This window comes from Pseudomonas sp. P9_2 (assembly GCF_034008255.1).
Lineage (GTDB): Bacteria > Pseudomonadota > Gammaproteobacteria > Pseudomonadales > Pseudomonadaceae > Aquipseudomonas > Aquipseudomonas synxantha_A.
Map to the genome: position 1 here is coordinate 2,270,969 of NZ_CP125376.1, position 21,173 is coordinate 2,292,141.

Sequence of the window (21,173 nt, forward strand, 5' to 3'; positions counted from 1 at the left end):
GTTTGCCTACCTGACCGTTTGACCCTCAAGCCACGAGGCTCCCCCATGATCCGTGAAGAATTCCTGCGTTTGGCCGCTGCCGGCTATAACCGTATTCCCCTGGCCTGCGAAACCCTGGCCGACTTCGACACGCCATTGTCGATTTATCTGAAGCTTGCCGATGCGCCCAACTCTTACCTGCTCGAATCGGTACAGGGCGGCGAGAAGTGGGGCCGTTACTCGATCATCGGCCTGCCATGCCGCACGGTGCTGCGCGTGCACGACCATCATGTCAGCATCACCCACGATGGCGTAGAGATCGAAAGCCATGACGTTGAAGACCCGCTGGCCTTCGTCGAAGCGTTCAAGGCGCGCTATAACGTACCGACCATTGCCGGCCTGCCGCGTTTCAACGGTGGCCTGGTGGGGTATTTCGGCTATGACTGTGTGCGCTATGTGGAAAAGCGTCTTGGGAAATGCCCGAACCCAGACCCATTGGGTGTGCCGGACATTTTGCTGATGGTCTCCGACGCGGTCGTGGTGTTCGACAACCTTGCCGGCAAGATGCATGCGATTGTGCTTGCCGACCCTGCTCAAGCGGATGCCTTCGAGCAAGGCCAGGCCAGTCTGCAGGCGCTGCTGGAAAAACTCCGCCAGCCGATCACCCCGCGTCGCGGCCTGGACCTGAGCCGCCCACCCGCGGCCGACCCGGTGTTTCGCTCCAGCTTTACGCAGGATGACTACGAGCGCGCAGTCGATACCATCAAGCAATACATCCTCGCCGGTGACTGCATGCAAGTGGTGCCGTCGCAACGCATGTCCATCGACTTCAAGGCCGCGCCGATCGACCTGTACCGTGCGCTGCGGTGCTTCAACCCGACGCCGTATATGTACTTCTTCAACTTTGGCGACTTCCACGTGGTGGGCAGCTCGCCGGAAGTGCTGGTGCGTGTCGAAGATAACCTGATCACCGTACGCCCGATTGCCGGCACACGCCCACGTGGCGCGACCGAAGAGGCAGACTTGGCGCTGGAAGAAGACCTGCTCAGCGATGACAAGGAAATCGCCGAGCACCTGATGCTGATCGACCTGGGGCGCAATGACACCGGGCGTGTTTCAGAAATCGGTTCGGTGAAGTTGACCGAGAAGATGGTCATCGAGCGCTACTCCAACGTGATGCACATCGTGTCCAACGTGACTGGCGAACTGAAGGCCGGGCTGACGGCGATGGATGCACTGCGCGCGATTTTGCCGGCGGGCACCTTGTCGGGCGCACCGAAAATCCGTGCGATGGAAATCATCGACGAACTGGAGCCGGTCAAGCGTGGCGTGTATGGCGGTGCCGTCGGTTACTTCGCCTGGAACGGCAATATGGACACTGCGATCGCGATCCGCACCGCGGTGATCAAGGATGGCGAACTGCATGTACAGGCCGGTGGCGGGATTGTGGCGGACTCGGTGCCGGCCCTTGAGTGGGAAGAAACCTTGAACAAGCGCCGGGCGATGTTCCGTGCTGTGGCGCTGGCAGAGCAAACTCCACAAGACTAAAGCTGGAATAAAAAGTGTGGGAGCGGGCTTGCCCGCGATGGCGGTGTATCACTCGAGATATTCAGTGACTGATCCACCGCCATCGCAGGCAAGCCAGCTCCCACATTTGTTTTGCGTGGTATTTAGAAATCCAGACTCACCCCCACATTGACCCCTTGCTGGGTTAGGTTGTCATCCTTCCTCACGTTATATGCCGCCCGCAACGCCAGCTCCTGAGTCAGTTTGTGGCTGACCCCAAGGCTCAAACGGTCAGAGTTGCTGCGAGGCGTGTAGCCGTCCAGCTTGAAGTCGATCCCCTGAACACTGTTGAGCGAAATGTTCACCTTCTGGGTGTCATTTTCGAACTCATGCTCGTGGGCCACTTCGCCAAATACCTGGGTTTGCGGGGTGATGCGGTAGCTACCTTGCAGGCCGACGCCCAGGCGCCTGGAGTCGCGTTGTTGGTCATCAAAGGTCAGTGCGGTGGAGCGACTGTTTTTCTCCGAGTAGCCATTCACTTCGACGCGTGCGTAATCGGCGCTGACGAAGGGTGACAGGTGCCAATCGCTACCCGGTGCAGCAAGGTCGTAACCCAAGCGAGCGCTCAAGGCCCAGAGCCAGCCGTCGGTGTCGCCTTTCTCGGACGCTTCGTTGACGCCCAGGGCGAACTTGCGTTTGAGGCTGTCGAAGTCCAGCTTGCCACCCGTTAACGCGGCGTCGGCCCACCATTGATTGTGCTGATATTGCGCGAATGCCGTGCCCATGTAGCTGTTGAGCTTGTAGTCCGAGTCGCTGGCCCCGGCTTCGAGTGTCTGCCGGTACAGGCCGGCTGCAACGCCCACACGCCAATCGTCATCAAGCCGGTAGCTGCCACCGATATTCAGGTTATAGCCGCTGCCGTCACCACTGGCTGAACTGCTCTGATCATCGAAGTCCAGGCGCTGGCCGCCACCGGCCACGATTGCGCGCCATTGGCCGACGGCTTGCCAGTGGCCGTTGTCTGCTTGCCATTGGTTGCGTAGTTCGTCCTGATGGGCGCGCAACGTGCCTTGGGCCATTTCCGGCAGCAAGGTCAGCTCCCAGGGCGCTGCGAGCAGCGAATAGGCATAGTCGGCGATCAACTGTTGCCCGGCTACGGTGGGGTGGACCGAGTCGTTGTAGACCAGCTTGGTCGGGTCCGGGTTGGTGCCGCCGATGCCATAGACCGGGTTGGCGGTGCAGCTGTTGCCGCTGAAGCAGGTGCCGGTCAGGTTTTGCCCGGTTGCGAGGCCGAAGCGCGCAGGATCGGCGAAGGCTTCGTTCAATAGCAGCGGGATGTTCAGTGGAATAACCTGGGCATCGATTTGTGACAGACGCTGTACCAACGATTGGTTGAAAATATTGCTCAGGGCAGAGGTTGCGGCCTGCTGTGGGGTGCCGTTGATGGCTGGCGTCAGCCCCAGGTCGGGCAGCATCCACACCATGATGTAACGCGCACCGGCTTGCTGCAGCACTTGGGCACTGTCGGCCAGTCTCCCACCTGCGGCGACTGCTTGCGCGGGGCTGAGCACGCGGCCCTGAAGGAAGTCATTGCCACCACCGGAGAGGAAGTAGAGCGCGTTCGGGTCGGCTCGCCCGCCATTAGCCGGTAGATAGCCCTGGCGACTGCGCAATACTGTGCCACCGCCAGGATTTCCGGGTGGGATCGCGGCGTTGGAAACCGAGGTAATAGAGTCCAGGATGTTATCGGTGCGGTAGCCACCGACCGCCCAGTTGCTTCCGTCTGGCAAGCCTTGGGCCGCCCGAACCGGTGAGGTGGAGGCATTCAAGTCGTTGGGGGCCACACCCAGTTTGGTGCCCAACAGGGTTGATGAAACCAGGCCGTACTCACCCTGGAAGCTTGGACCTGTCCGGTTGGTAAAACGTAGTGTCGAGCCATTCGAACCGTCGGGGAACTGGCCTGCATCGGCCAGGCTATCGCCAAAAACCACCATGGTTGAATAAGGCGTCGGGGCGGCAAAGGCTTGGGTGCAGGCCAGTGCCAAGAGGCAGCCGGCAAGGGGTGTGAAAAACGCTGGTTTGAGCATGAGAATTCCATTTGGTTGTTTTTATGCAGGAAACAAAACACTAGCAAAACTTCCGGCATTTTCTGTAGGTATATGCGGAATGCGCCTACGCGGGGCCCCGTATTTGCTGCTCCATATTGCACCGCTGGCGAGGCTACGTTACTGTGCCTGAACGTATGAATGAGACCCTCCCCGTGTTGATCATCAGCAAACTCTTGATGCGAGTAGTCAAGGCACACGCCCGTTGGCGTTGGCGCGCCTGACATTTTTCTCTGCCGGCCCGGCCGGACCTGTACCGATCTGCCTTCTTCACCCTGTGTCTGACGCCCCTTGCCGGCCAACCCCGGCAACCGGAACGTGCGTTTGGCAGCGGGTTACTCTCCTGGAAGGCGGTCATTTGAAATCAGTGAATTCAAGAGGTTTGAACCCACATGTTGCTGATGATTGATAACTACGATTCCTTTACCTACAACGTTGTGCAGTACTTGGGCGAGCTGGGTGCGGACGTCAAGGTGGTGCGCAATGATGAACTCACCGTTGCGCAAATCGCCGCCCTGAACCCTGAGCGCATTGTGGTTTCGCCTGGCCCTTGCACGCCGACCGAGGCGGGTATCTCGCTGGAAGCCATCCAGTATTTCGCCGGCAAACTGCCGATCCTGGGCGTGTGCCTGGGTCACCAGTCCATTGGTCAGGCGTTTGGCGGCGATGTGGTGCGTGCGCGTCAGGTGATGCATGGCAAGACCAGCCCGGTGTTCCATAAGGACCTTGGTGTATTCCGAGGCCTGAACATGCCGGTGACGGTGACCCGTTACCACTCGCTGGTGGTCAAGCGTGACACCTTGCCTGAATGCCTGGAACTGACCGCCTGGACCCAGTTGGAAGACGGTTCGGTCGACGAGATCATGGGCCTGCGTCACAAGACACTGAACATCGAAGGGGTGCAGTTTCACCCTGAATCAATCCTGACCGAGCAGGGCTACGAGCTGTTCGCCAACTTTCTCAAGCAGAGCGGCGGCACGCGCTAAGGACTTTTCATGGATATCAAGACTGCCCTGAGCCGTATCGTCGGCCATCTGGACCTGAGCACCGCTGAAATGAGCGATGTGATGCGCGAAATCATGACCGGTCAATGCACCGACGCGCAGATCGGCGCCTTTATGATGGCAATGCGCATGAAGAGCGAGAGCATCGACGAAATCGTCGGCGCGGTCTCGGTGATGCGCGAGCTGGCGGACAAGGTTGAGCTCAAGACCCTCGACGGCGTCGTCGATGTGGTCGGCACCGGCGGTGACGGTGCGAATATTTTCAACGTGTCGACAGCTTCATCCTTTGTGGTGGCCGCCGCTGGTTGTACCGTTGCCAAGCACGGTAACCGCGCGGTATCCGGCAAGAGCGGCAGTGCCGACTTGCTGGAAGCGGCCGGCATCTACCTGAACCTCACGCCTGTGCAAGTCGCGCGCTGTATCGACAGCGTTGGCATCGGCTTCATGTTTGCCCAATCCCATCACGGCGCCATGAAACACGCGGCCGGCCCACGCAAGGACCTTGGCCTGCGTACCCTGTTCAACATGCTTGGCCCGCTTACGAATCCGGCCGGTGTGAAGCATCAGGTGGTGGGGGTGTTCAGCCAGGCGTTGTGCCGGCCGCTGGCCGAAGTCTTGCAGCGCTTGGGCAGCAAGCATGTGCTGGTAGTGCATTCCAAAGACGGCCTGGACGAGTTCAGCCTGGCGGCGCCGACCTTTGTGGCAGAGCTGAAAAACGACGAGGTCACCGAATACTGGGTCGAGCCTGAAGACTTGGGCATGAAAAGCCAGAGTTTGCACGGACTGGCAGTGGAAAGCCCGGCAGCTTCGCTGGAGCTGATTCGCGATGCCCTGGGGCGTCGCAAAACCGAAAACGGCCAGAAAGCTGCGGAAATGATCGTTCTGAATGCTGGCGCGGCACTTTACGCAGCCGACCATGCCTATAGTCTTAAGGAAGGTGTTGCGTTGGCCCACGATGCGCTGCACACCGGTCTGGCTCGAGAGAAGCTCGAAGAGCTGGGTGCATTCACTGCCGTATTCAAGATGGAGAATGAGGGATGAGTGTGCCAACCGTTCTGGAAAAGATTCTGGCCCGCAAGGCCGAGGAAGTGGCCGAACGCCGCGCCCGTGTGAGCCTGGCTGAGCTTGAGGCGCAGGCTAAAACCGCGGATGCGCCGCGTGGCTTTGCCAATGCTCTGATCGCCCAGGCCAAGCTCAAGCAACCGGCAGTGATCGCCGAGGTCAAGAAAGCCTCGCCGAGCAAAGGCGTGATCCGCGAAAACTTCGTACCAGCTGAAATCGCCGTCAGCTATGAGAAGGGCGGGGCGACTTGTCTGTCTGTGTTGACCGATATCGACTACTTCCAGGGTTCGGACCTATTCCTGCAACAAGCTCGCGCTGCCTGCAAGTTGCCGGTGATCCGCAAGGATTTCATGGTTGACCCGTACCAGATCGTCGAAGCCCGTGCTCTGGGCGCCGACTGCGTATTGCTGATCGTCTCGGCGCTGGATGACGTGAAGATGGCGGAGTTGGCGGCCGTGGCCAAAAGCGTCGGCCTGGATGTGTTGGTTGAAGTGCATGACGGCGATGAGCTGGAGCGTGCATTGAAAACCCTCGACACCCCGCTGGTGGGGGTCAATAACCGTAATCTGCATACCTTTGAAGTCAGCCTGGAAAATACCCTGGATCTGTTGCCGCGTATTCCTCGCGACCGCCTGGTGATTACCGAGAGTGGCATCGTCAACCGTGCCGATGTGGAACTGATGGAAATCAGCGGCGTTTACTCATTCCTGGTGGGCGAGACATTTATGCGCGCCGAGAACCCGGGAGCGGAACTGCAGCGCCTGTTCTTTCCGGAGCGCGGTACGACGATCAGCAGTTCGACATTGGATTGATGTGAAATACGCTCGAAACTGTGGGAGCAGGCAAGCCAGCTCCCACATTGGGTTTTGTGTTTATTCAGATAGGTAGGTGTTCGATGCTCCAGCCCGTGATCATGACTGTCGAAGCAGGCCTTGCCGCCGAGCAAGCCCTATTGGCAGCCGTTTGCGCGCAAGAGCAGGAATTCGGGCTGCTGTTCTGGCAGCCCAGCGACCAAGCGCTCGTCATGCCGCGCCGTTTGAGCCGGCTGCCTGCCTTCGCGGTGGCGAGCCAAGTCTCGGCCGATGCGGGTTGGCCGGTATTGCTGCGTGAAACCGGTGGTGAGCCTGTGCCGCAGTCCGGCGCCACGGTCAATATCGCCCTGGTCTATGCCCCGCCCCGTAGCGAAGGCGACCACGGGCGCATCGAGACGGGTTATCAGCGCTTGTGCCAACCGATCTGTGATCTATTGATTAAATTGGGCGGCGATGCATCCGTCGGCGAAATTGACGGTGCCTTTTGCGACGGTCGTTACAACGTCAATCTCAATGGCCGCAAAATGGTGGGCACGGCCCAGCGTTGGCGACAAAGCGGTGGCCGCCCGGTCGGGTTGGTGCATGGGGCGATGTTGCTGGAGAACGATCGTGAGGAGTTGATTGCGGCGGTCAACCGCTTCAATCAAGCCTGTGGCTTGGAGCAGCGGGTTCGCGCCGAGAGCCATATCGCGCTGCACGAAGCCTTTCCCGCACCGGCTGCGATCAATCGGCTCGATACCTTGTACCGTCAGATGCTGGCCAGCTTCCTGCCGGTTTAACGGGTGCCGAATACCACCATCGTCTTGCCTTTGACGTGTACCAGGTTGCGCTCTTCCAAGTCCTTGAGCACGCGGCCGACCATTTCCCTCGAACAACCGACAATGCGCCCGATCTCCTGGCGGGTGACCTTGATTTGCATGCCGTCGGGATGGGTCATGGCATCGGGTTGCTTGCACAACTCCAACAGGCAACGCGCCACGCGACCGGTCACATCGAAGAACGCCAGGTCGCCGACTTTGCGCGTAGTGTCGCGCAGGCGCTGGGCGATCTGGCCGCTCAGGGCGTACAGGATATCCGGATCATGCTGGGCCAATTCGCGAAATTTCGCATAGCTGATCTCGGCCACTTCGCACTCGACTTTGGTTCGGACCCAGGCGCTACGCTCCTGTTCTTTGCCTGCTTGTTCAAACAACCCCAGCTCTCCGAAGAAATCGCCGGTGTTGAGGTAGGCAATGATCATTTCGCGACCGTCTTCATCTTCGATCAGGATGGTGACCGAGCCCTTGATAATGAAGAACAGGGTTTCCGAGCGCTCGCCGGCGCAGATGATGTTGTGCTTGGCCGGATGACGCCGACGCTGACAATGCATCAACAGCTTGTCGAGGTTCTTGATCTTGGGTGTGGGAGTAAGAGCAACCATGGTTGTATCCCGAAAAGACTGCACGGTGTAAGTGGCGTTGTTTTTATCCAGCGGCATCGGCATTGATGCAGGCTGTGAGAATCATGGCAATGCGCCATTGATTTGGCGCCAGCTTACCAGACACATTCTGCCTCGATTAGCCAATTTACCGGCAAACGCAGTCATTTATCGATTTTATCCGGGGCGCTGCTGTTTCAAGGGCCTGTGCTAAGCTGGCGACCCTTTTTTAGCAGTGGAGTCTGGGCGATGAAGGCACGCATCCAATGGGCGGGCGAAGCCATGTTCCTCGGTGAGTCGGGCAGTGGCCATGTGGTGGTCATGGACGGCCCGCCGGAAGCCGGTGGCCGTAACCTGGGTGTACGCCCGATGGAAATGTTGCTGCTGGGTGTGGGCGGTTGCAGCAATTTTGATGTGGTCAGCATCTTGAAGAAGTCCCGCCAGGCAGTGGAAAGCTGCGAAGCCTTCCTGGAAGCCGAGCGCGCCACTGAAGACCCCAAGGTATTTACCAAGATCCATATGCATTTCGTGGTCAAGGGCCGGGCGTTGAAGGAAGCCCAGGTCAAGCGTGCCATCGAGTTGTCGGCCGAGAAGTATTGCTCGGCGTCGATCATGCTGGGTGCCGCGGGTGTGGCCATCACTCACGATTATGAAATCATCGAGTTGGGCTGATTGCGGCAATTGGCAAAAGAAAGGGCGCTTCGAGCGCCCTTTCTTTTGGGTTTAGATCCTGTAGGTGCTTTTGGTCATGACCTTGGCTAAAACGCTCATGCCGAAGCGCACCGGTGCCGGAAAGCGGAAACCGCCTGCGTCCAGCGCGCTATCTGCATGGTGTTCTTCATCGATGCGCATCTGCTCAAGGATGGCGCGGGACTTTTCATCTTCGGCCGGCAGTTGCTCAAGATGTTCGTCCAGATGTTTGCACACCTGATGTTCCGTCGCAGCGACAAATCCAAGGCTGACTTTATCGCTGATCAAACCGGCGGCGGCACCGATACCAAATGACAAACCGTAAAACAGCGGGTTCAGCACGCTGGGGTGGCTGCCCAATTGGCGGATACGTTGTTCGCACCAGGCCAGGTGGTCGATCTCTTCCTCGGCCGCATGCTCCATCGCTGCACGTACCTGCGGCAATTTGGCAGTCAACGCCTGGCCTTGATACAGCGCCTGGGCACACACTTCGCCGGTGTGGTTGATGCGCATCAGGCCGGCGACATGGCGGGTGTCCGTTTCGCTCATCTGGGCATCGGGCTGTACGATGGCCGGTGACGGGCGGTACGGTTGGCCACTGAATGGCAACAGCGTGCGCATGGCCATATCGGCTTGCAGCAGCAGACGGTCAATCGGCGAGTAGTGACGTTGGGTAGTCATGCTGACCTCCGGGAAGAATCTCGGCGGCCAGTTTACCGCAAGAGAGGACGAAGCGTTTGCGCTGAGTCAATTTGACCCTGGGCACTCAACCCGGCGGCCAGTTCATCTGACGTTGACCCAGCACGTGCATATGGATGTGGTAGACAGTCTGCCCACCGTCTTCATTGCAGTTCATCACCACACGAAAGCCTTTTTCGCAGCCCTGTTCCACGGCCAGGCGCTGGGCGGTGAACAAAATATGGCCGGCCAGGGCTTTGTCTTCCTCGGTCAAGTCATTGAGGGTACGAATCGGCTTTTTCGGAATAACCAGAAAATGCACCGGCGCCTGTGGGGCGATATCGTGGAAGGCGAGGACTTGATCATCTTCATAGATAATCTTGGCGGGTATTTCTCGGTTGATGATCTTGGTGAACAGAGTATCCACAGCTGTTTCTCCAGGGTGAAAGTGTAGGTAAGTGTAATCAGGCGGTTAGCGTGGGCAATAGGCTTTGTTGATGGCGCCGGCAATCTTGCGGGTCAGCCAGCGTGGACTGAAACGTGGGCTGAATGCCAGCCAGCGGTTGCGGCGCCCGGGAATGATGATGGCTTTGTTCTTTTCCAGCGCGCGTACGGTGTAGAGCGCGACTTCCTCCGGGCTCATTAGCTGCTGGCTGCGGTCGAGTTTTGCGGTGTCCATCTGCGCAGTGCCGAAGAACGCGGTGCGCGTAGGGCCGGGGCACAGTACTGAAACCTTGATGCCGCAGGTCTTCAGTTCTTCGCGCAAGCCCTCGGAGAAGTGCAATACATAAGCTTTGCTGGCGTAGTAGCTGCTCATCCACGGGCCTGGCTGAAAGGCAGCGATCGAAGCGACATTGAGTATCTGCCCGCCGCCTTGCAGCGCCATGGAGTTGCCGAGGGCATGGCACATACGGGTTAGCGCCAGGATGTTGACTTCGATCAGGTCTTGCTCGGTCATCCAGTCCTGGGCCAAAAATGGCCCGCTGGTACCGATGCCTGCGCAGTTGACCAGCAGGTCGATCTGCCGCTCGCCTTCTTCGAGTTCCAGCAAAAAACCGGACAAACGCAGCGGCTCGCCCAAGTCGCAGGCACGAAACAACACCTCGACGCCGAAGCGTTGGGTCAGTTCGGTGGCAATGCTTTCCAACTGATCACGTTGACGGGCCACGAGAATCAGGCTGCGGCCGCGTCGAGCCAGCGCTTCGGCCAAAGCCAGGCCGATGCCGCTGGAGGCGCCGGTGATCAGAGCGTAACGGGTCATGCCTTTCTCCATCGCAACGTCGCCTGCCTGTGACAGTGGCGTCACAGGCAGGCGGGCGTTTCTTCACTGTTGCGTAGAGTCTACAGGTTCGGCTGCGTCGTCAGCACTTTGCTCTGCGGCTTCATCAGTGATGACGCTTTGATCGGCGCCTTCATCGGAGGTGATTGAGCTGCTTTCGTAGCTGCTGTCCATGTTGGCTTCAAGTTGATCCAGGTAGCCGTTCATGCCCAGGGTCAGGCCGATGATGAGCATCAATGGAATAAACGCCAGCCACAGCGAGGCCAGGATTTTCACCGCAGTAGAGTTCGGTGGTGGCGGTGCGCCGTATTGGTTGGCACCCGCGTTCCCCGGCAATACCAGCAACAGGATAGGGAACACGCTATTGACCACTGGAACCAGGTTCAGCAAGTACAGCCAGCCAGACCAGCCCATATCGTGCAAGCGTTGCACACCGATTTGCACGCTCACGACTACCAGAGCAACAAACAGTGCGAAACCCAGTAGCGAGCCGAGGATGATGGCTATGGTTGGCGAGGCTGTCGCCACTGCGAAGCCGACGGTACTGATGATGCCTGCGGCTACCAGCAACGCGACGGTCAGCGCCAGTGTCCAGGCCAGATAACGCAGGCGCCCGATGCGCCCGTGGATGGTGAAGACCTTGAGTGTGGCGAACTCCGGCAAGTCATCGCCAACCGCTGCGCGTGGCGGGGCATAAGGCGAAGCTTCGGAGCGGGAAAAGTCGGAGCCAGGGGAGCTCGTCTCGTGGGTTTCAGCGAGGCTGAACGCCACGGGCTGTTCGGCTTCGATGCGTGCGTCGACCCCGGCGTTTTTCAATGCCGTCAGGTAGGTTTCGGCATCGGGGCGGGAAAGATCGCGTTTGAGCGCGACCGGGCGGCCGGTAAAGAGTTTTTCGATCGCCTCGACATCGCTCTTGAACAGCTCGGCGAGGTTCAGCTTGGCGGTGGTGCTTTCGACACCCGGAAGCAAGGCTCCGTCAAACACAATCTTGAAACGGCTGTCGCTCATGCGGGCATCCTTGTCACTTAATCAGGGAGGGTGTGCAGGCCCGTCCAATCGGCGGGCCGTGCAGTGGGTCAGCGTGGCCAGCGCAGTTGCGCGGCATGCTCGCGTGCTTTGCGGTATTCGGCATCCAGGCGGGCGACGAGTTCATCGACGCTGGGTAAATCATCGATTTCACCGACGCCCTGGCCCGCTGACCATACAGTTTTCCACGCTTTGGCCTCATCGCTCAATGGTTTGAGCTTGGAACCGAAATTGACTTCACCTTTGCCTTGCAGCGCGGCGAGGTCGAAACCGGCATTTTCCAGGCTCTGGCGCATAAAGCTCGCAGGTACGCCGGAGACTGCCGGAGTGTGCACGATGTCGGCGGCGCGCGACGTGAGCAGCATCTCTTTATAGGCATCTGGCGCGTGGCTTTCGGTAGTACCGATAAAGCGCGTGCCGAAATACGCCAAGTCGGCGCCCAGCAACTGGGCGGCGAGAATTTCGTGGCCGTGGTTGAGGCAACCGGCCAGCAGCAGGGTTTTATCAAAGAACTGGCGAATCTCGGCAATCAGAGCGAAGGGGCTCCAGGTGCCAGCGTGGCCACCGGCACCCGCGGCTACAGCAATCAGGCCATCGACGCCCGCCTCAGCGGCTTTCTCGGCATGTCGCCGGGTGGTGACGTCATGAAACACCAGGCCGCCGTAGCTGTGGACGGCATCGACCAGTTCCTTTACCGCGCCGAGGCTGGTGATGACGATGGGTACCTTGTGCTCTACGCAGATTGCCAGGTCTGCTTCCAACCGTGGGTTGCTGTTGTGCACGATCAGGTTCACAGCATAGGGAGCAGGGTTGTCCAACTGGGCCAAGCCCGCTTCGATTTCTTCCAGCCAGGCCCTGAAACCACTGCTTTCACGCTGGTTGAGCGCCGGGAAGCTGCCAACCACGCCATTACGACAGCAGGCCAGGACCAGTTGCGGATTGGAAATCAGAAACATCGGCGCCACCACGACGGGTAGGCGCAGATGTTGTTCCAGTAAAGCGGGCAGCGACATTGGAAGTTCCCCCGAGTAATTGAAACTAGAACGGTTTGACCACGACCAAAATTACGATAGCCAGCAATATCAGAACCGGTACTTCATTGAACCAGCGATAAAAGACATGGCTGCGGGTGTTTTCGCCACGGGCGAAGCGTTTTACCTGCGCTCCACACATATGGTGGTAGCCGATGAGCAGAACGACCAGGGTCAGTTTGGCGTGCATCCACGCGCCTGACTGGAAAATGCCGGGGTTGAGCGCCAGCATCCAGATACCGAAGACCAGTGTGGCAATCATCGCCGGTCCCATGATGCCGCGGTACAGTTTGCGCTCCATAACGCTGAAGCGCTCCTTGCTGACGCTGTCTTCGCTTTGGGCGTGGTAGACGAACAGGCGCGGCAGGTAGAACAGCCCGGCAAACCAGCAGACGATGCTGACGATGTGGAAGGCTTTGACCCATAGATAGAGCATTTTGGTTATTCCTAGGTTCACGGTAGCGAAGATAGTAGTGGCTCATGCGCCCGTACGTCACGTTGACGGTTGTCGCAGGACGATACGGCCCCTATTATCGACGGCTTTCCAGTGGGTTCGTTGAGGGCAGGTTTATGGTCAAGGTCGGTATCGTCGGCGGCACGGGTTACACCGGTGTCGAATTGCTGCGTCTGTTGGCTCAGCATCCGCAAGCTGAGGTGGTGGTCATCACTTCCCGATCCGAAGCTGGGCTGGCCGTGGCCGATATGTACCCGAACCTGCGAGGCCACTATGACGGCCTGGCGTTCAGCGTGCCGGACATCAAGACCCTGGGCGCGTGCGACGTGGTGTTCTTCGCCACGCCTCACGGTGTCGCCCATGCGCTGGCCGGTGAGTTGCTGGCGGCCGGCACCAAGGTTATCGACTTGTCGGCCGACTTCCGCCTGCAGGACGCCGATGAGTGGGCCAAGTGGTACGGTCAGCCTCATGGCGCGCCGCAGTTGTTGGAGGAGGCGGTGTACGGCTTGCCGGAAGTCAATCGTGAGCAGATCAAGCAAGCACGCCTGATTGCGGTACCAGGTTGCTATCCGACGGCGACACAGTTGGGGTTCCTGCCATTGCTGGAAGCTGGCCTGGCGGATGCGTCGCGCCTGATTGCCGACTGCAAATCGGGCGTCAGCGGCGCTGGTCGTGGTGCTGCTGTGGGGTCTTTGTACTCCGAAACGTCGGAAAGCATGAAAGCCTATGCGGTAAAAGGCCATCGCCACTTGCCGGAAATCCGCCAGGGGTTGCGTCGCGCCGCGGGCAAGGATGTGGGGCTGACCTTTGTGCCGCACCTGACGCCAATGATCCGCGGGATTCACTCCACGCTTTATGCAACCGTCACTGATCGCTCGGTCGACTTGCAGGCGCTGTTTGAAAAGCGTTATGCCAATGAGCCGTTCGTCGACGTGATGCCGGCGGGCAGCCACCCGGAGACTCGTAGTGTGCGTGGTGCCAATGTATGCCGTATCGCCGTGCATCGTCCGCAGGATGGCGACCTGGTTGTGGTGCTGTCGGTGATCGACAACCTGGTCAAAGGCGCGTCGGGCCAGGCGGTGCAGAACATGAACATCCTGTTCGGTCTGGATGAGAAGTTGGGCCTGGCCCATGCGGGGATGTTGCCTTAACGCAGTTTGGTGGTTACGCAAAAGGCCCGGTGATCGGGCCTTTCGTGTTTTTATGGCGGCTGCACGGATTGATATACCGTAACAATAGTTGACCGCTTTTCTAGGAGAAGCGGATAATGCCGGTCATTACGCATATGGCGGCGCTACGCCGGGAGATTATCAGCATGAGCGTTGAATCCTTCACCCCCACGGCTTTGCAATTCACCCACGGTGCTGCGCACAAGGTGAAGAGCCTGGTCGATGAAGAGGGTAATGATCGCTTGAAGCTGCGCGTATTTGTTACGGGCGGCGGTTGTTCAGGGTTTCAGTACGGTTTTACCTTCGATGAAGATGTGGCCGATGACGACACCATCGTCGAGCGCGAGGGCGTCAGCCTGGTCGTGGATCCGATGAGCTTCCAATACCTGGCTGGTGCCGAGGTGGATTATCAGGAAGGTCTGGAAGGTTCGCGTTTCGTGATCAAGAACCCTAATGCCACCACTACCTGTGGCTGCGGATCTTCGTTCTCGATCTGATCGCTAGCGGATACAGAAACGCCGCTTGGCTTTTATGGGTCAAGCGGCGTTTTGCTGTCTGAAGCTAGTTTAGGCCGGGTAGATGGCGCCGAGCACCCGTAACCCACGGGCGCCGGTTACGCTAGGGCGGTTGGCGGCGATGCCTTCCAGGCAGCAGTGCGCCAGCCAGGCGAAGGCCATGGCTTCGACCCAGTCCGGGTCTACCCCGTAAGTGGCTGTGCTACTGACGTGAGTAGAAGGCAATAGCGCGGTCAGCCGATTCATCAGCATCGTGTTGTGCGCGCCGCCGCCGCAGATGAGTAACGTCTCAGTGCTCGTCTGTGCGCTTTGCAGAGATTCGACGATGGTGAGGGCCGTCAGCTCCAGCAGAGTGGCCTGCACGTCTTCGGGCTCAAAGACGGGCAACGGGCTCAGGTGCTGTTGCAGCCAGGCCAGATTGAACACTTCGCGACCTGTGCTTTTGGGGCCTTTGGTCAAGAAGAACGGGTCGCTGAGCAATGCGTTGAGTAGTTGAGGCTGAACCTTGCCGCTGGCGGCCCATTGCCCGTCGCGGTCGAAGTGTTCACCGCGCTGGTGGTGAATCCACGCATCCAGAAGAACATTCCCGGGACCGCAGTCGAAACCCGCTACAGGCTTATTCGCCTCGATGAGGCTGAGGTTGCTGAACCCGCCGATATTCAGCACTGCGCGATTGCCAGTGTGCTCGCCAAACAGAGCTTCATGAAACGCTGGAACCAGAGGGGCTCCCTGGCCTCCGGCGGCAACATCACGGCTGCGGAAGTCGCTGACTACGCTGATCCCTGTCAGCTCGGTGAGCAGGGCAGGGTTGCCGATCTGCACGGTAAAGCTTCGAGCGGGTTCATGGCGGATCGTTTGCCCATGGCTGCCAATTGCGCGGATGTCCTGAGGCTTGAAGCGGTTTTGCTCCAGCAAGGCCCGGATGCCTTGTGCGGCGAGTGTTACCCACTGTTGCTGGGCGATTGCCGAGCGGGCGATTTCATCCGGGCCGCTGGCGCACAGGCTCAGCAGTTCAGCCCGCAAGGTGTCTGGCATCGGGATGTAGTGCGTGGCGATCAGCTTGATCGCCGCACCTTGTTCGATAAGGGCGATATCCAGTCCATCAAGGCTGGTTCCGGACATCACACCGATATAGAGCGGCATACCTTAACGCTTCGCCGAAGCCAGCAAGGTAGAGCGCTCTTGATCCATCCGTGCCATCAACGGCTGGCTCTGTTGCATGAAGCGTGCGCGTTCGGCCTTGGCGATCGGATCGGCCATTGGCAGTTTTTGACCCAGGGGGTCGACGTGTACGCCGTTGACCTGGAACTCATAATGCAAGTGCGGTCCGGTGGACAGGCCGGTGGTGCCGATGTAGCCGATCACTTGACCTTGCTTCACGTTGCCGCCGGTTTTGACGCCCTTGGCGAACCCTTGCATGTGGCCGTATAGCGTACGGTAAGTGTTGCCGTGCTGGATGATCACCGTATTGCCGTAACCACCCCGGCGCCCCGCCAGCAGTACCTTGCCGTCGCCCGCCGCCTTGATGGGCGTGCCACGCGGAGCGGCATAGTCCACACCCTTGTGTGCGCGAATTTTGTTCAGAATTGGATGCTTGCGGCCCATGGAGAAACGCGAGCTAATACGGGCGAAGTCCACGGGCGTACGGATGAAGGCCTTGCGCATGCTATTGCCGTCGGCCGTGTAATAGCTGCTATTGCCTTGTTTGTTTGTGTAGCGAACGGCTGTGTAGGTTTTGCCGCGGTTGGTGAAGCGCGCAGAAAGAATGTTGCCAGTGCCCACCACTTTGCCGTTGGCCACTTTCTGTTCGTAGATCACATCGAATTCGTCGCCCTGGCGGATGTCCTGAGCGAAGTCGATGTCATAGCCAAATACGCTGGCCATGTCCATGGTCATGCTGTGGGACAGGCCGGCGCGGGCAGCCGATTGTGACAAGGAGCTGTTGATCACCCCGTGTACGTAGGCGGAGCGCATAACCGGCTTGGTGGTGATGCGGTTGAAGGCGAAGCCTTTAGCACCTTTGCTCAGGCTGATGCTTTCCAGGTCGCTGAGGCTAGTGTGCAGGTTGCTCAACTGGCCGTCTGGCGTCAGTTCAAATTCAAGCTTCTGGCCGCGTTTGAGCTGGGTGAATTGCTTGGCTTGCTTATCACTGGCCAGCACTTCATTGACAGCGGTGGCAGGCAGCCCAACCTTTTCGAACAGGGTGGATAGCGTGTCGCCTTTGCCCACGATGACTTCGCGATGCTGGGGATTCTTTGCGGCAGCTGCCGCAGGTGCTTCCTGGGCGGCTTGCTGGGTGTCTTCGGGAGCGCTTTCGATCTGTGCGAAAGGTGATTCAGTTGCAGTGTTTGTGGCTTGTTGGGCGTCGGAAGCGTCTTGATCTTGTGTCAGTTGTTCAACTGGGCTTTCCAGATCAAGGCTCAGGGATGTTCGTTTGGCTTCTACGTCACTGGAAGGGAATACCAGCAGTGCCAGGCTGAGAAGGGCGGCGATACCACTTGCGGCGAGCAGGTGGGTCTTCGGGTAAAGCGGCGGCGCTTTAGACGGTTCAGTGGTCATAGGTAATTTGACTTTGAAGATGAAATGGAAAAGATGAATGACATGATGAAGATGAAATAACTGTATAAAATATAACCAAATCATCTGTGGCGCAAGCTCGCGAATGCTGGGCTCGCTGAATGGTGTCCGTGCGCAGGGCAAAACTTGTAATTAGTCCCTGATCTTGTATGGTTGGTTCCCTTTTGAATCTGAGCCTTGCGGGTCTGTTATGAAGTCGGTTGAAGAGCAGCTAGCGCTGATAAAACGTGGTGCGGAAGAACTGTTGGTTGAAGCTGAGCTGATCGAAAAGCTTAAGCGTGGCCAGCCCCTGCGTATCAAGGCTGGCTTTGATCCGACTGCGCCGGATCTGCACCTGGGTCATACCGTGCTTATTAATAAGCTGCGTCAGTTCCAGGAGTTGGGCCATCAAGTCATCTTTCTTATCGGTGACTTCACGGGAATGATCGGTGATCCCAGCGGCAAGAGTGCTACGCGCCCGCCGCTGACTCGTGAGCAGGTTCTCGATAATGCCGAGACCTACAAGACCCAAGTGTTCAAGATCCTTGATCCGGCCAAGACCGAGGTGGCATTCAACTCCACCTGGATGGACAAGATGGGGCCGGCAGACTTTATTCGCCTGACCTCCCAGTACACCGTGGCACGTATGCTCGAGCGCGATGACTTCGACAAGCGCTACTCCACCAATCAGCCGATCGCGATTCATGAGTTCCTCTACCCATTGGTCCAGGGGTATGACTCGGTGGCGCTGCGTGCGGATGTGGAGTTGGGCGGTACCGATCAGAAGTTCAACCTGCTGATGGGGCGTGAGTTGCAGCGCGCATACGGTCAGGAGGCTCAGTGCATTCTGACTATGCCGTTGCTGGAAGGGTTGGATGGTGTCAAGAAGATGTCCAAGTCCCTGGGTAACTATGTTGGTATCCAGGAGGCGCCGGGCGTAATGTACGGCAAGCTGGTTTCCATTCCTGATGCGTTGATGTGGCGTTACTTCGAGCTGTTGAGCTTCCGCTCGATGGACGAAATCAATGCGTTGCGTGCGGACGTAGAGGCAGGCGCCAATCCGCGTGATGTGAAGATCAAGCTGGCGGAGGAGATTGTCGCGCGCTTCCATGGCGAAGAGGCGGCTGCCAGTGCGCATCGTGCCGCTGGTAACCGTATGAAGGATGGTGAGCTGCCGGATGATCTGCCTGAGATTGAACTGACCGCTGCCGAGGCTATGCCGATCGCGGCTGTCCTTAATAAGGCGGGCTTGGTGAAGAACTCGGCGGTCGCTCGTGATCTCTTGGGGTCGGGTGGTGTACGTATAGATGGTGAAGTGGTTGATCGCACATTTATATATGAGCTGGGCGCCACGCACGTTTGTCAGGCGGGCAAGAAGGCGTTCGCGCGAATTACGCTCAAATCCGAATAAGTCTGAAAATAGATGTTGACGGCGAATTATATCTGTCTATAATTCGCCCCACTTCCGGCGCAGTCGAAACGGAAAACTCCTTGTTAAACAATGAGTTACGTAGTTTTCGGCAGTAGGTTGCTTCAGTTCATCGAAGCCAAAAGGAAGTTGAAAAAGAGGTGTTGACAGCAGCGTGTAACGCTGTAGAATTCGCCTCCCGCTTCGGAGAGATCTTAAGCGCAAGTGGTTGAAGTTGTTGAAGAAATCTTCGAAAGCTTCTGAAAATAATCACTTGACAGCAAATGAGGCTGCTGTAGAATGCGCGCCTCGGTTGAGACGAAAGATCTTAACCAACCGCTCTTTAACAACTGAATCAAGCAATTCGTGTGGGTGCTTGTGGAGTCAGACTGATAGTCAACAAGATTATCAGCATCACAAGTTACTCCGCGAGAAATCAAAGATGTAACCAACGATTGCTGAGCCAAGTTTAGGGTTTCTTAAAAACCCAAAGATGTTTGAACTGAAGAGTTTGATCATGGCTCAGATTGAACGCTGGCGGCAGGCCTAACACATGCAAGTCGAGCGGTAGAGAGAAGCTTGCTTCTCTTGAGAGCGGCGGACGGGTGAGTAATGCCTAGGAATCTGCCTGGTAGTGGGGGATAACGTTCGGAAACGGACGCTAATACCGCATACGTCCTACGGGAGAAAGCAGGGGACCTTCGGGCCTTGCGCTATCAGATGAGCCTAGGTCGGATTAGCTAGTTGGTGGGGTAATGGCTCACCAAGGCGACGATCCGTAACTGGTCTGAGAGGATGATCAGTCACACTGGAACTGAGACACGGTCCAGACTCCTACGGGAGGCAGCAGTGGGGAATATTGGACAATGGGCGAAAGCCTGATCCAGCCATGCCGCGTGTGTGAAGAAGGTCTTCGGATTGTAAAGCACTTTAAGTTGGGAGGAAGGGTTGTAGATTAATACTCTGCAATTTTGACGTTACCGACAGAATAAGCACCGGCTAACTCTGTGCCAGCAGCCGCGGTAATACAGAGGGTGCAAGCGTTAATCGGAATTACTGGGCGTAAAGCGCGCGTAGGTGGTTTGTTAAGTTGGATGTGAAATCCCCGGGCTCAACCTGGGAACTGCATTCAAAACTGACTGACTAGAGTATGGTAGAGGGTGGTGGAATTTCCTGTGTAGCGGTGAAATGCGTAGATATAGGAAGGAACACCAGTGGCGAAGGCGACCACCTGGACTAATACTGACACTGAGGTGCGAAAGCGTGGGGAGCAAACAGGATTAGATACCCTGGTAGTCCACGCCGTAAACGATGTCAACTAGCCGTTGGAAGCCTTGAGCTTTTAGTGGCGCAGCTAACGCATTAAGTTGACCGCCTGGGGAGTACGGCCGCAAGGTTAAAACTCAAATGAATTGACGGGGGCCCGCACAAGCGGTGGAGCATGTGGTTTAATTCGAAGCAACGCGAAGAACCTTACCAGGCCTTGACATCCAATGAACTTTCCAGAGATGGATTGGTGCCTTCGGGAACATTGAGACAGGTGCTGCATGGCTGTCGTCAGCTCGTGTCGTGAGATGTTGGGTTAAGTCCCGTAACGAGCGCAACCCTTGTCCTTAGTTACCAGCACGTAATGGTGGGCACTCTAAGGAGACTGCCGGTGACAAACCGGAGGAAGGTGGGGATGACGTCAAGTCATCATGGCCCTTACGGCCTGGGCTACACACGTGCTACAATGGTCGGTACAGAGGGTTGCCAAGCCGCGAGGTGGAGCTAATCCCACAAAACCGATCGTAGTCCGGATCGCAGTCTGCAACTCGACTGCGTGAAGTCGGAATCGCTAGTAATCGCGAATCAGAATGTCGCGGTGAATACGTTCCCGGGCCTTGTACACACCGCCCGTCACACCATGGGAGTGGGTTGCACCAGAAGTAGCTAGTCTAACCTTCGGGAGGACGGTTACCACGGTGTGATTCATGACTGGGGTGAAGTCGTAACAAGGTAGCCGTAGGGGAACCTGCGGCTGGATCACCTCCTTAATCGACGACATCAGCTGCTCCATAAGTTCCCACACGAATTGCTTGATTCATTGAAGAAGACGAAAGAAGCAGCCTAAAGGGTTGTAGCTTAGTTGGTTAGAGCGCACCCCATGCTCTGTGGTAAAGAGCAGGGTGAGGTCGGCCTTAGCAGCTCGAAATTGGGTCTGTAGCTCAGTTGGTTAGAGCGCACCCCTGATAAGGGTGAGGTCGGCAGTTCGAATCTGCCCAGACCCACCAATTTTGTGTGGGAAACGCCTGTAGAAATACGGGGCCATAGCTCAGCTGGGAGAGCGCCTGCCTTGCACGCAGGAGGTCAACGGTTCGATCCCGTTTGGCTCCACCACTACTGCTTCTGTTTGTATAAAGCTTAGAAATGAGCATTCCATCGTTGTGATGGTGAATGTTGATTTCTAGTCTTTGACTAGTTCGTTCTTTAAAAATTTGGG

19 protein-coding genes, 2 tRNA genes and 1 rRNA gene are annotated in these 21,173 nt (G+C 57.7%); 12 read left to right on the top strand and 10 right to left on the bottom strand.

Annotation, left to right across the window (positions count from 1 at the left end):
• Window positions 1–45 precede the first annotated feature (45 nt).
• Window positions 46–1,527 carry an anthranilate synthase component I gene (gene trpE, locus QMK52_RS10025; protein WP_005792028.1) on the top strand — a complete coding sequence of 494 codons (1,482 nt, stop codon included), beginning with the start codon at window positions 46–48 and terminating at the stop codon, window positions 1,525–1,527.
• Between the two features lie 122 nt (window positions 1,528–1,649).
• On the opposite strand, the gene estP is transcribed toward trpE, so the two are convergent.
• Window positions 1,650–3,572 carry an esterase EstP gene (estP, locus tag QMK52_RS10030; protein ID WP_320404063.1) on the bottom strand — a complete coding sequence of 641 codons (1,923 nt, stop codon included), beginning with the start codon at window positions 3,570–3,572 and terminating at the stop codon, window positions 1,650–1,652.
• A gap of 410 nt (window positions 3,573–3,982) precedes the next feature.
• Here estP and QMK52_RS10035 point away from each other — a divergent pair, with 410 nt between their 5' ends.
• The 4 genes from QMK52_RS10035 to QMK52_RS10050 all read left to right on the top strand — a co-directional run bounded on the left by QMK52_RS10035 (window position 3,983) and on the right by QMK52_RS10050 (window position 7,247).
• Window positions 3,983–4,576 carry an aminodeoxychorismate/anthranilate synthase component II gene (locus QMK52_RS10035; protein ID WP_005792025.1) on the top strand — a complete coding sequence of 198 codons (594 nt, stop codon included), beginning with the start codon at window positions 3,983–3,985 and terminating at the stop codon, window positions 4,574–4,576.
• A 9-nt stretch (window positions 4,577–4,585) separates the two neighbouring features.
• On the top strand, window positions 4,586–5,635 hold the full coding sequence (trpD, locus tag QMK52_RS10040) for an anthranilate phosphoribosyltransferase (RefSeq protein WP_003194694.1): 1,050 nt from the start codon (window positions 4,586–4,588) through the stop codon (window positions 5,633–5,635).
• Window positions 5,632–6,468, top strand: a complete 837-nt coding sequence (trpC, locus tag QMK52_RS10045) for an indole-3-glycerol phosphate synthase TrpC (protein WP_122736012.1) — start codon at window positions 5,632–5,634, stop codon at window positions 6,466–6,468. Before trpD ends, trpC begins: the two co-directional genes overlap by 4 nt.
• 83 nt (window positions 6,469–6,551) lie before the next feature.
• Complete coding sequence (locus QMK52_RS10050) at window positions 6,552–7,247, top strand: lipoyl protein ligase domain-containing protein (protein WP_320404064.1); 696 nt, start codon at window positions 6,552–6,554, stop codon at window positions 7,245–7,247.
• Here QMK52_RS10050 and crp read toward each other — a convergent pair.
• Complete coding sequence (crp, locus tag QMK52_RS10055) at window positions 7,244–7,888, bottom strand: cAMP-activated global transcriptional regulator CRP (protein WP_005792020.1); 645 nt, start codon at window positions 7,886–7,888, stop codon at window positions 7,244–7,246. The two genes, QMK52_RS10050 and crp, sit on opposite strands and share 4 nt — an antisense overlap.
• A 246-nt stretch (window positions 7,889–8,134) precedes the next feature.
• Here crp and QMK52_RS10060 point away from each other — a divergent pair, with 246 nt between their 5' ends.
• A complete protein-coding gene (locus QMK52_RS10060) occupies window positions 8,135–8,557 on the top strand; it encodes an OsmC family protein (RefSeq protein WP_005792019.1) in 423 nt (140 codons plus the stop codon).
• 51 nt (window positions 8,558–8,608) lie between these two features.
• Here QMK52_RS10060 and coq7 read toward each other — a convergent pair whose 3' ends face one another.
• The 6 genes from coq7 to hemJ all read right to left on the bottom strand — a co-directional run bounded on the left by coq7 (window position 8,609) and on the right by hemJ (window position 13,025).
• On the bottom strand, window positions 8,609–9,256 hold the full coding sequence (gene coq7, locus QMK52_RS10065; RefSeq protein ID WP_005792017.1) for a 2-polyprenyl-3-methyl-6-methoxy-1,4-benzoquinone monooxygenase: 648 nt from the start codon (window positions 9,254–9,256) through the stop codon (window positions 8,609–8,611).
• An 85-nt stretch (window positions 9,257–9,341) separates the two neighbouring features.
• A complete protein-coding gene (locus tag QMK52_RS10070; protein ID WP_005792015.1) occupies window positions 9,342–9,680 on the bottom strand; it encodes a histidine triad nucleotide-binding protein in 339 nt (112 codons plus the stop codon).
• 45 nt (window positions 9,681–9,725) lie between these two features.
• Window positions 9,726–10,514 (bottom strand): SDR family NAD(P)-dependent oxidoreductase, encoded by a 789-nt coding sequence (locus QMK52_RS10075; protein WP_005792013.1) that lies wholly within the window; start codon window positions 10,512–10,514, stop codon window positions 9,726–9,728.
• A gap of 63 nt (window positions 10,515–10,577) precedes the next feature.
• Entirely contained in the window at window positions 10,578–11,540 is a 963-nt protein-coding gene (locus QMK52_RS10080) for a DUF805 domain-containing protein (protein ID WP_005792011.1), read from the bottom strand.
• Between the two features lie 68 nt (window positions 11,541–11,608).
• The gene (locus tag QMK52_RS10085; protein WP_005792009.1) at window positions 11,609–12,571 is read right to left on the bottom strand and encodes an NAD(P)H-dependent flavin oxidoreductase; all 963 of its coding nucleotides are present in this window, start codon (window positions 12,569–12,571) and stop codon (window positions 11,609–11,611) included.
• A gap of 25 nt (window positions 12,572–12,596) precedes the next feature.
• The gene (gene hemJ / locus QMK52_RS10090; protein WP_005792007.1) at window positions 12,597–13,025 is read right to left on the bottom strand and encodes a protoporphyrinogen oxidase HemJ; all 429 of its coding nucleotides are present in this window, start codon (window positions 13,023–13,025) and stop codon (window positions 12,597–12,599) included.
• Between the two features lie 134 nt (window positions 13,026–13,159).
• Between hemJ and argC the strand changes: the two genes are divergently transcribed.
• Together argC and erpA are read left to right on the top strand one after the other, a co-directional pair.
• A complete protein-coding gene (gene argC / locus QMK52_RS10095) occupies window positions 13,160–14,194 on the top strand; it encodes an N-acetyl-gamma-glutamyl-phosphate reductase (protein WP_122736018.1) in 1,035 nt (344 codons plus the stop codon).
• A 164-nt stretch (window positions 14,195–14,358) separates the two neighbouring features.
• Window positions 14,359–14,709 carry an iron-sulfur cluster insertion protein ErpA gene (erpA, locus tag QMK52_RS10100; protein WP_003176443.1) on the top strand — a complete coding sequence of 117 codons (351 nt, stop codon included), beginning with the start codon at window positions 14,359–14,361 and terminating at the stop codon, window positions 14,707–14,709.
• Window positions 14,710–14,778: 69 nt separating this feature from the next.
• On the opposite strand, the gene QMK52_RS10105 is transcribed toward erpA, so the two are convergent.
• Together QMK52_RS10105 and QMK52_RS10110 are read right to left on the bottom strand one after the other, a co-directional pair.
• Window positions 14,779–15,870 carry an anhydro-N-acetylmuramic acid kinase gene (locus QMK52_RS10105; RefSeq protein WP_032879209.1) on the bottom strand — a complete coding sequence of 364 codons (1,092 nt, stop codon included), beginning with the start codon at window positions 15,868–15,870 and terminating at the stop codon, window positions 14,779–14,781.
• A 3-nt stretch (window positions 15,871–15,873) separates the two neighbouring features.
• On the bottom strand, window positions 15,874–17,286 hold the full coding sequence (locus QMK52_RS10110) for a peptidoglycan DD-metalloendopeptidase family protein (RefSeq protein WP_320404065.1): 1,413 nt from the start codon (window positions 17,284–17,286) through the stop codon (window positions 15,874–15,876).
• A 208-nt stretch (window positions 17,287–17,494) separates the two neighbouring features.
• On the opposite strand from QMK52_RS10110, the gene tyrS reads away from it, so the two are divergent.
• From tyrS to QMK52_RS10130, 4 genes are all read left to right on the top strand, one after another.
• Window positions 17,495–18,694 (top strand): tyrosine--tRNA ligase, encoded by a 1,200-nt coding sequence (gene tyrS / locus QMK52_RS10115; protein WP_005791998.1) that lies wholly within the window; start codon window positions 17,495–17,497, stop codon window positions 18,692–18,694.
• 496 nt (window positions 18,695–19,190) lie between these two features.
• A 16S ribosomal RNA gene (locus tag QMK52_RS10120) occupies window positions 19,191–20,727 on the top strand.
• 160 nt (window positions 20,728–20,887) lie between these two features.
• Window positions 20,888–20,964 (top strand) — tRNA-Ile (locus QMK52_RS10125).
• Between the two features lie 30 nt (window positions 20,965–20,994).
• Window positions 20,995–21,070: transfer RNA gene (locus QMK52_RS10130), tRNA-Ala, on the top strand.
• The last annotated feature ends 103 nt before the right edge of the window (window positions 21,071–21,173 follow it).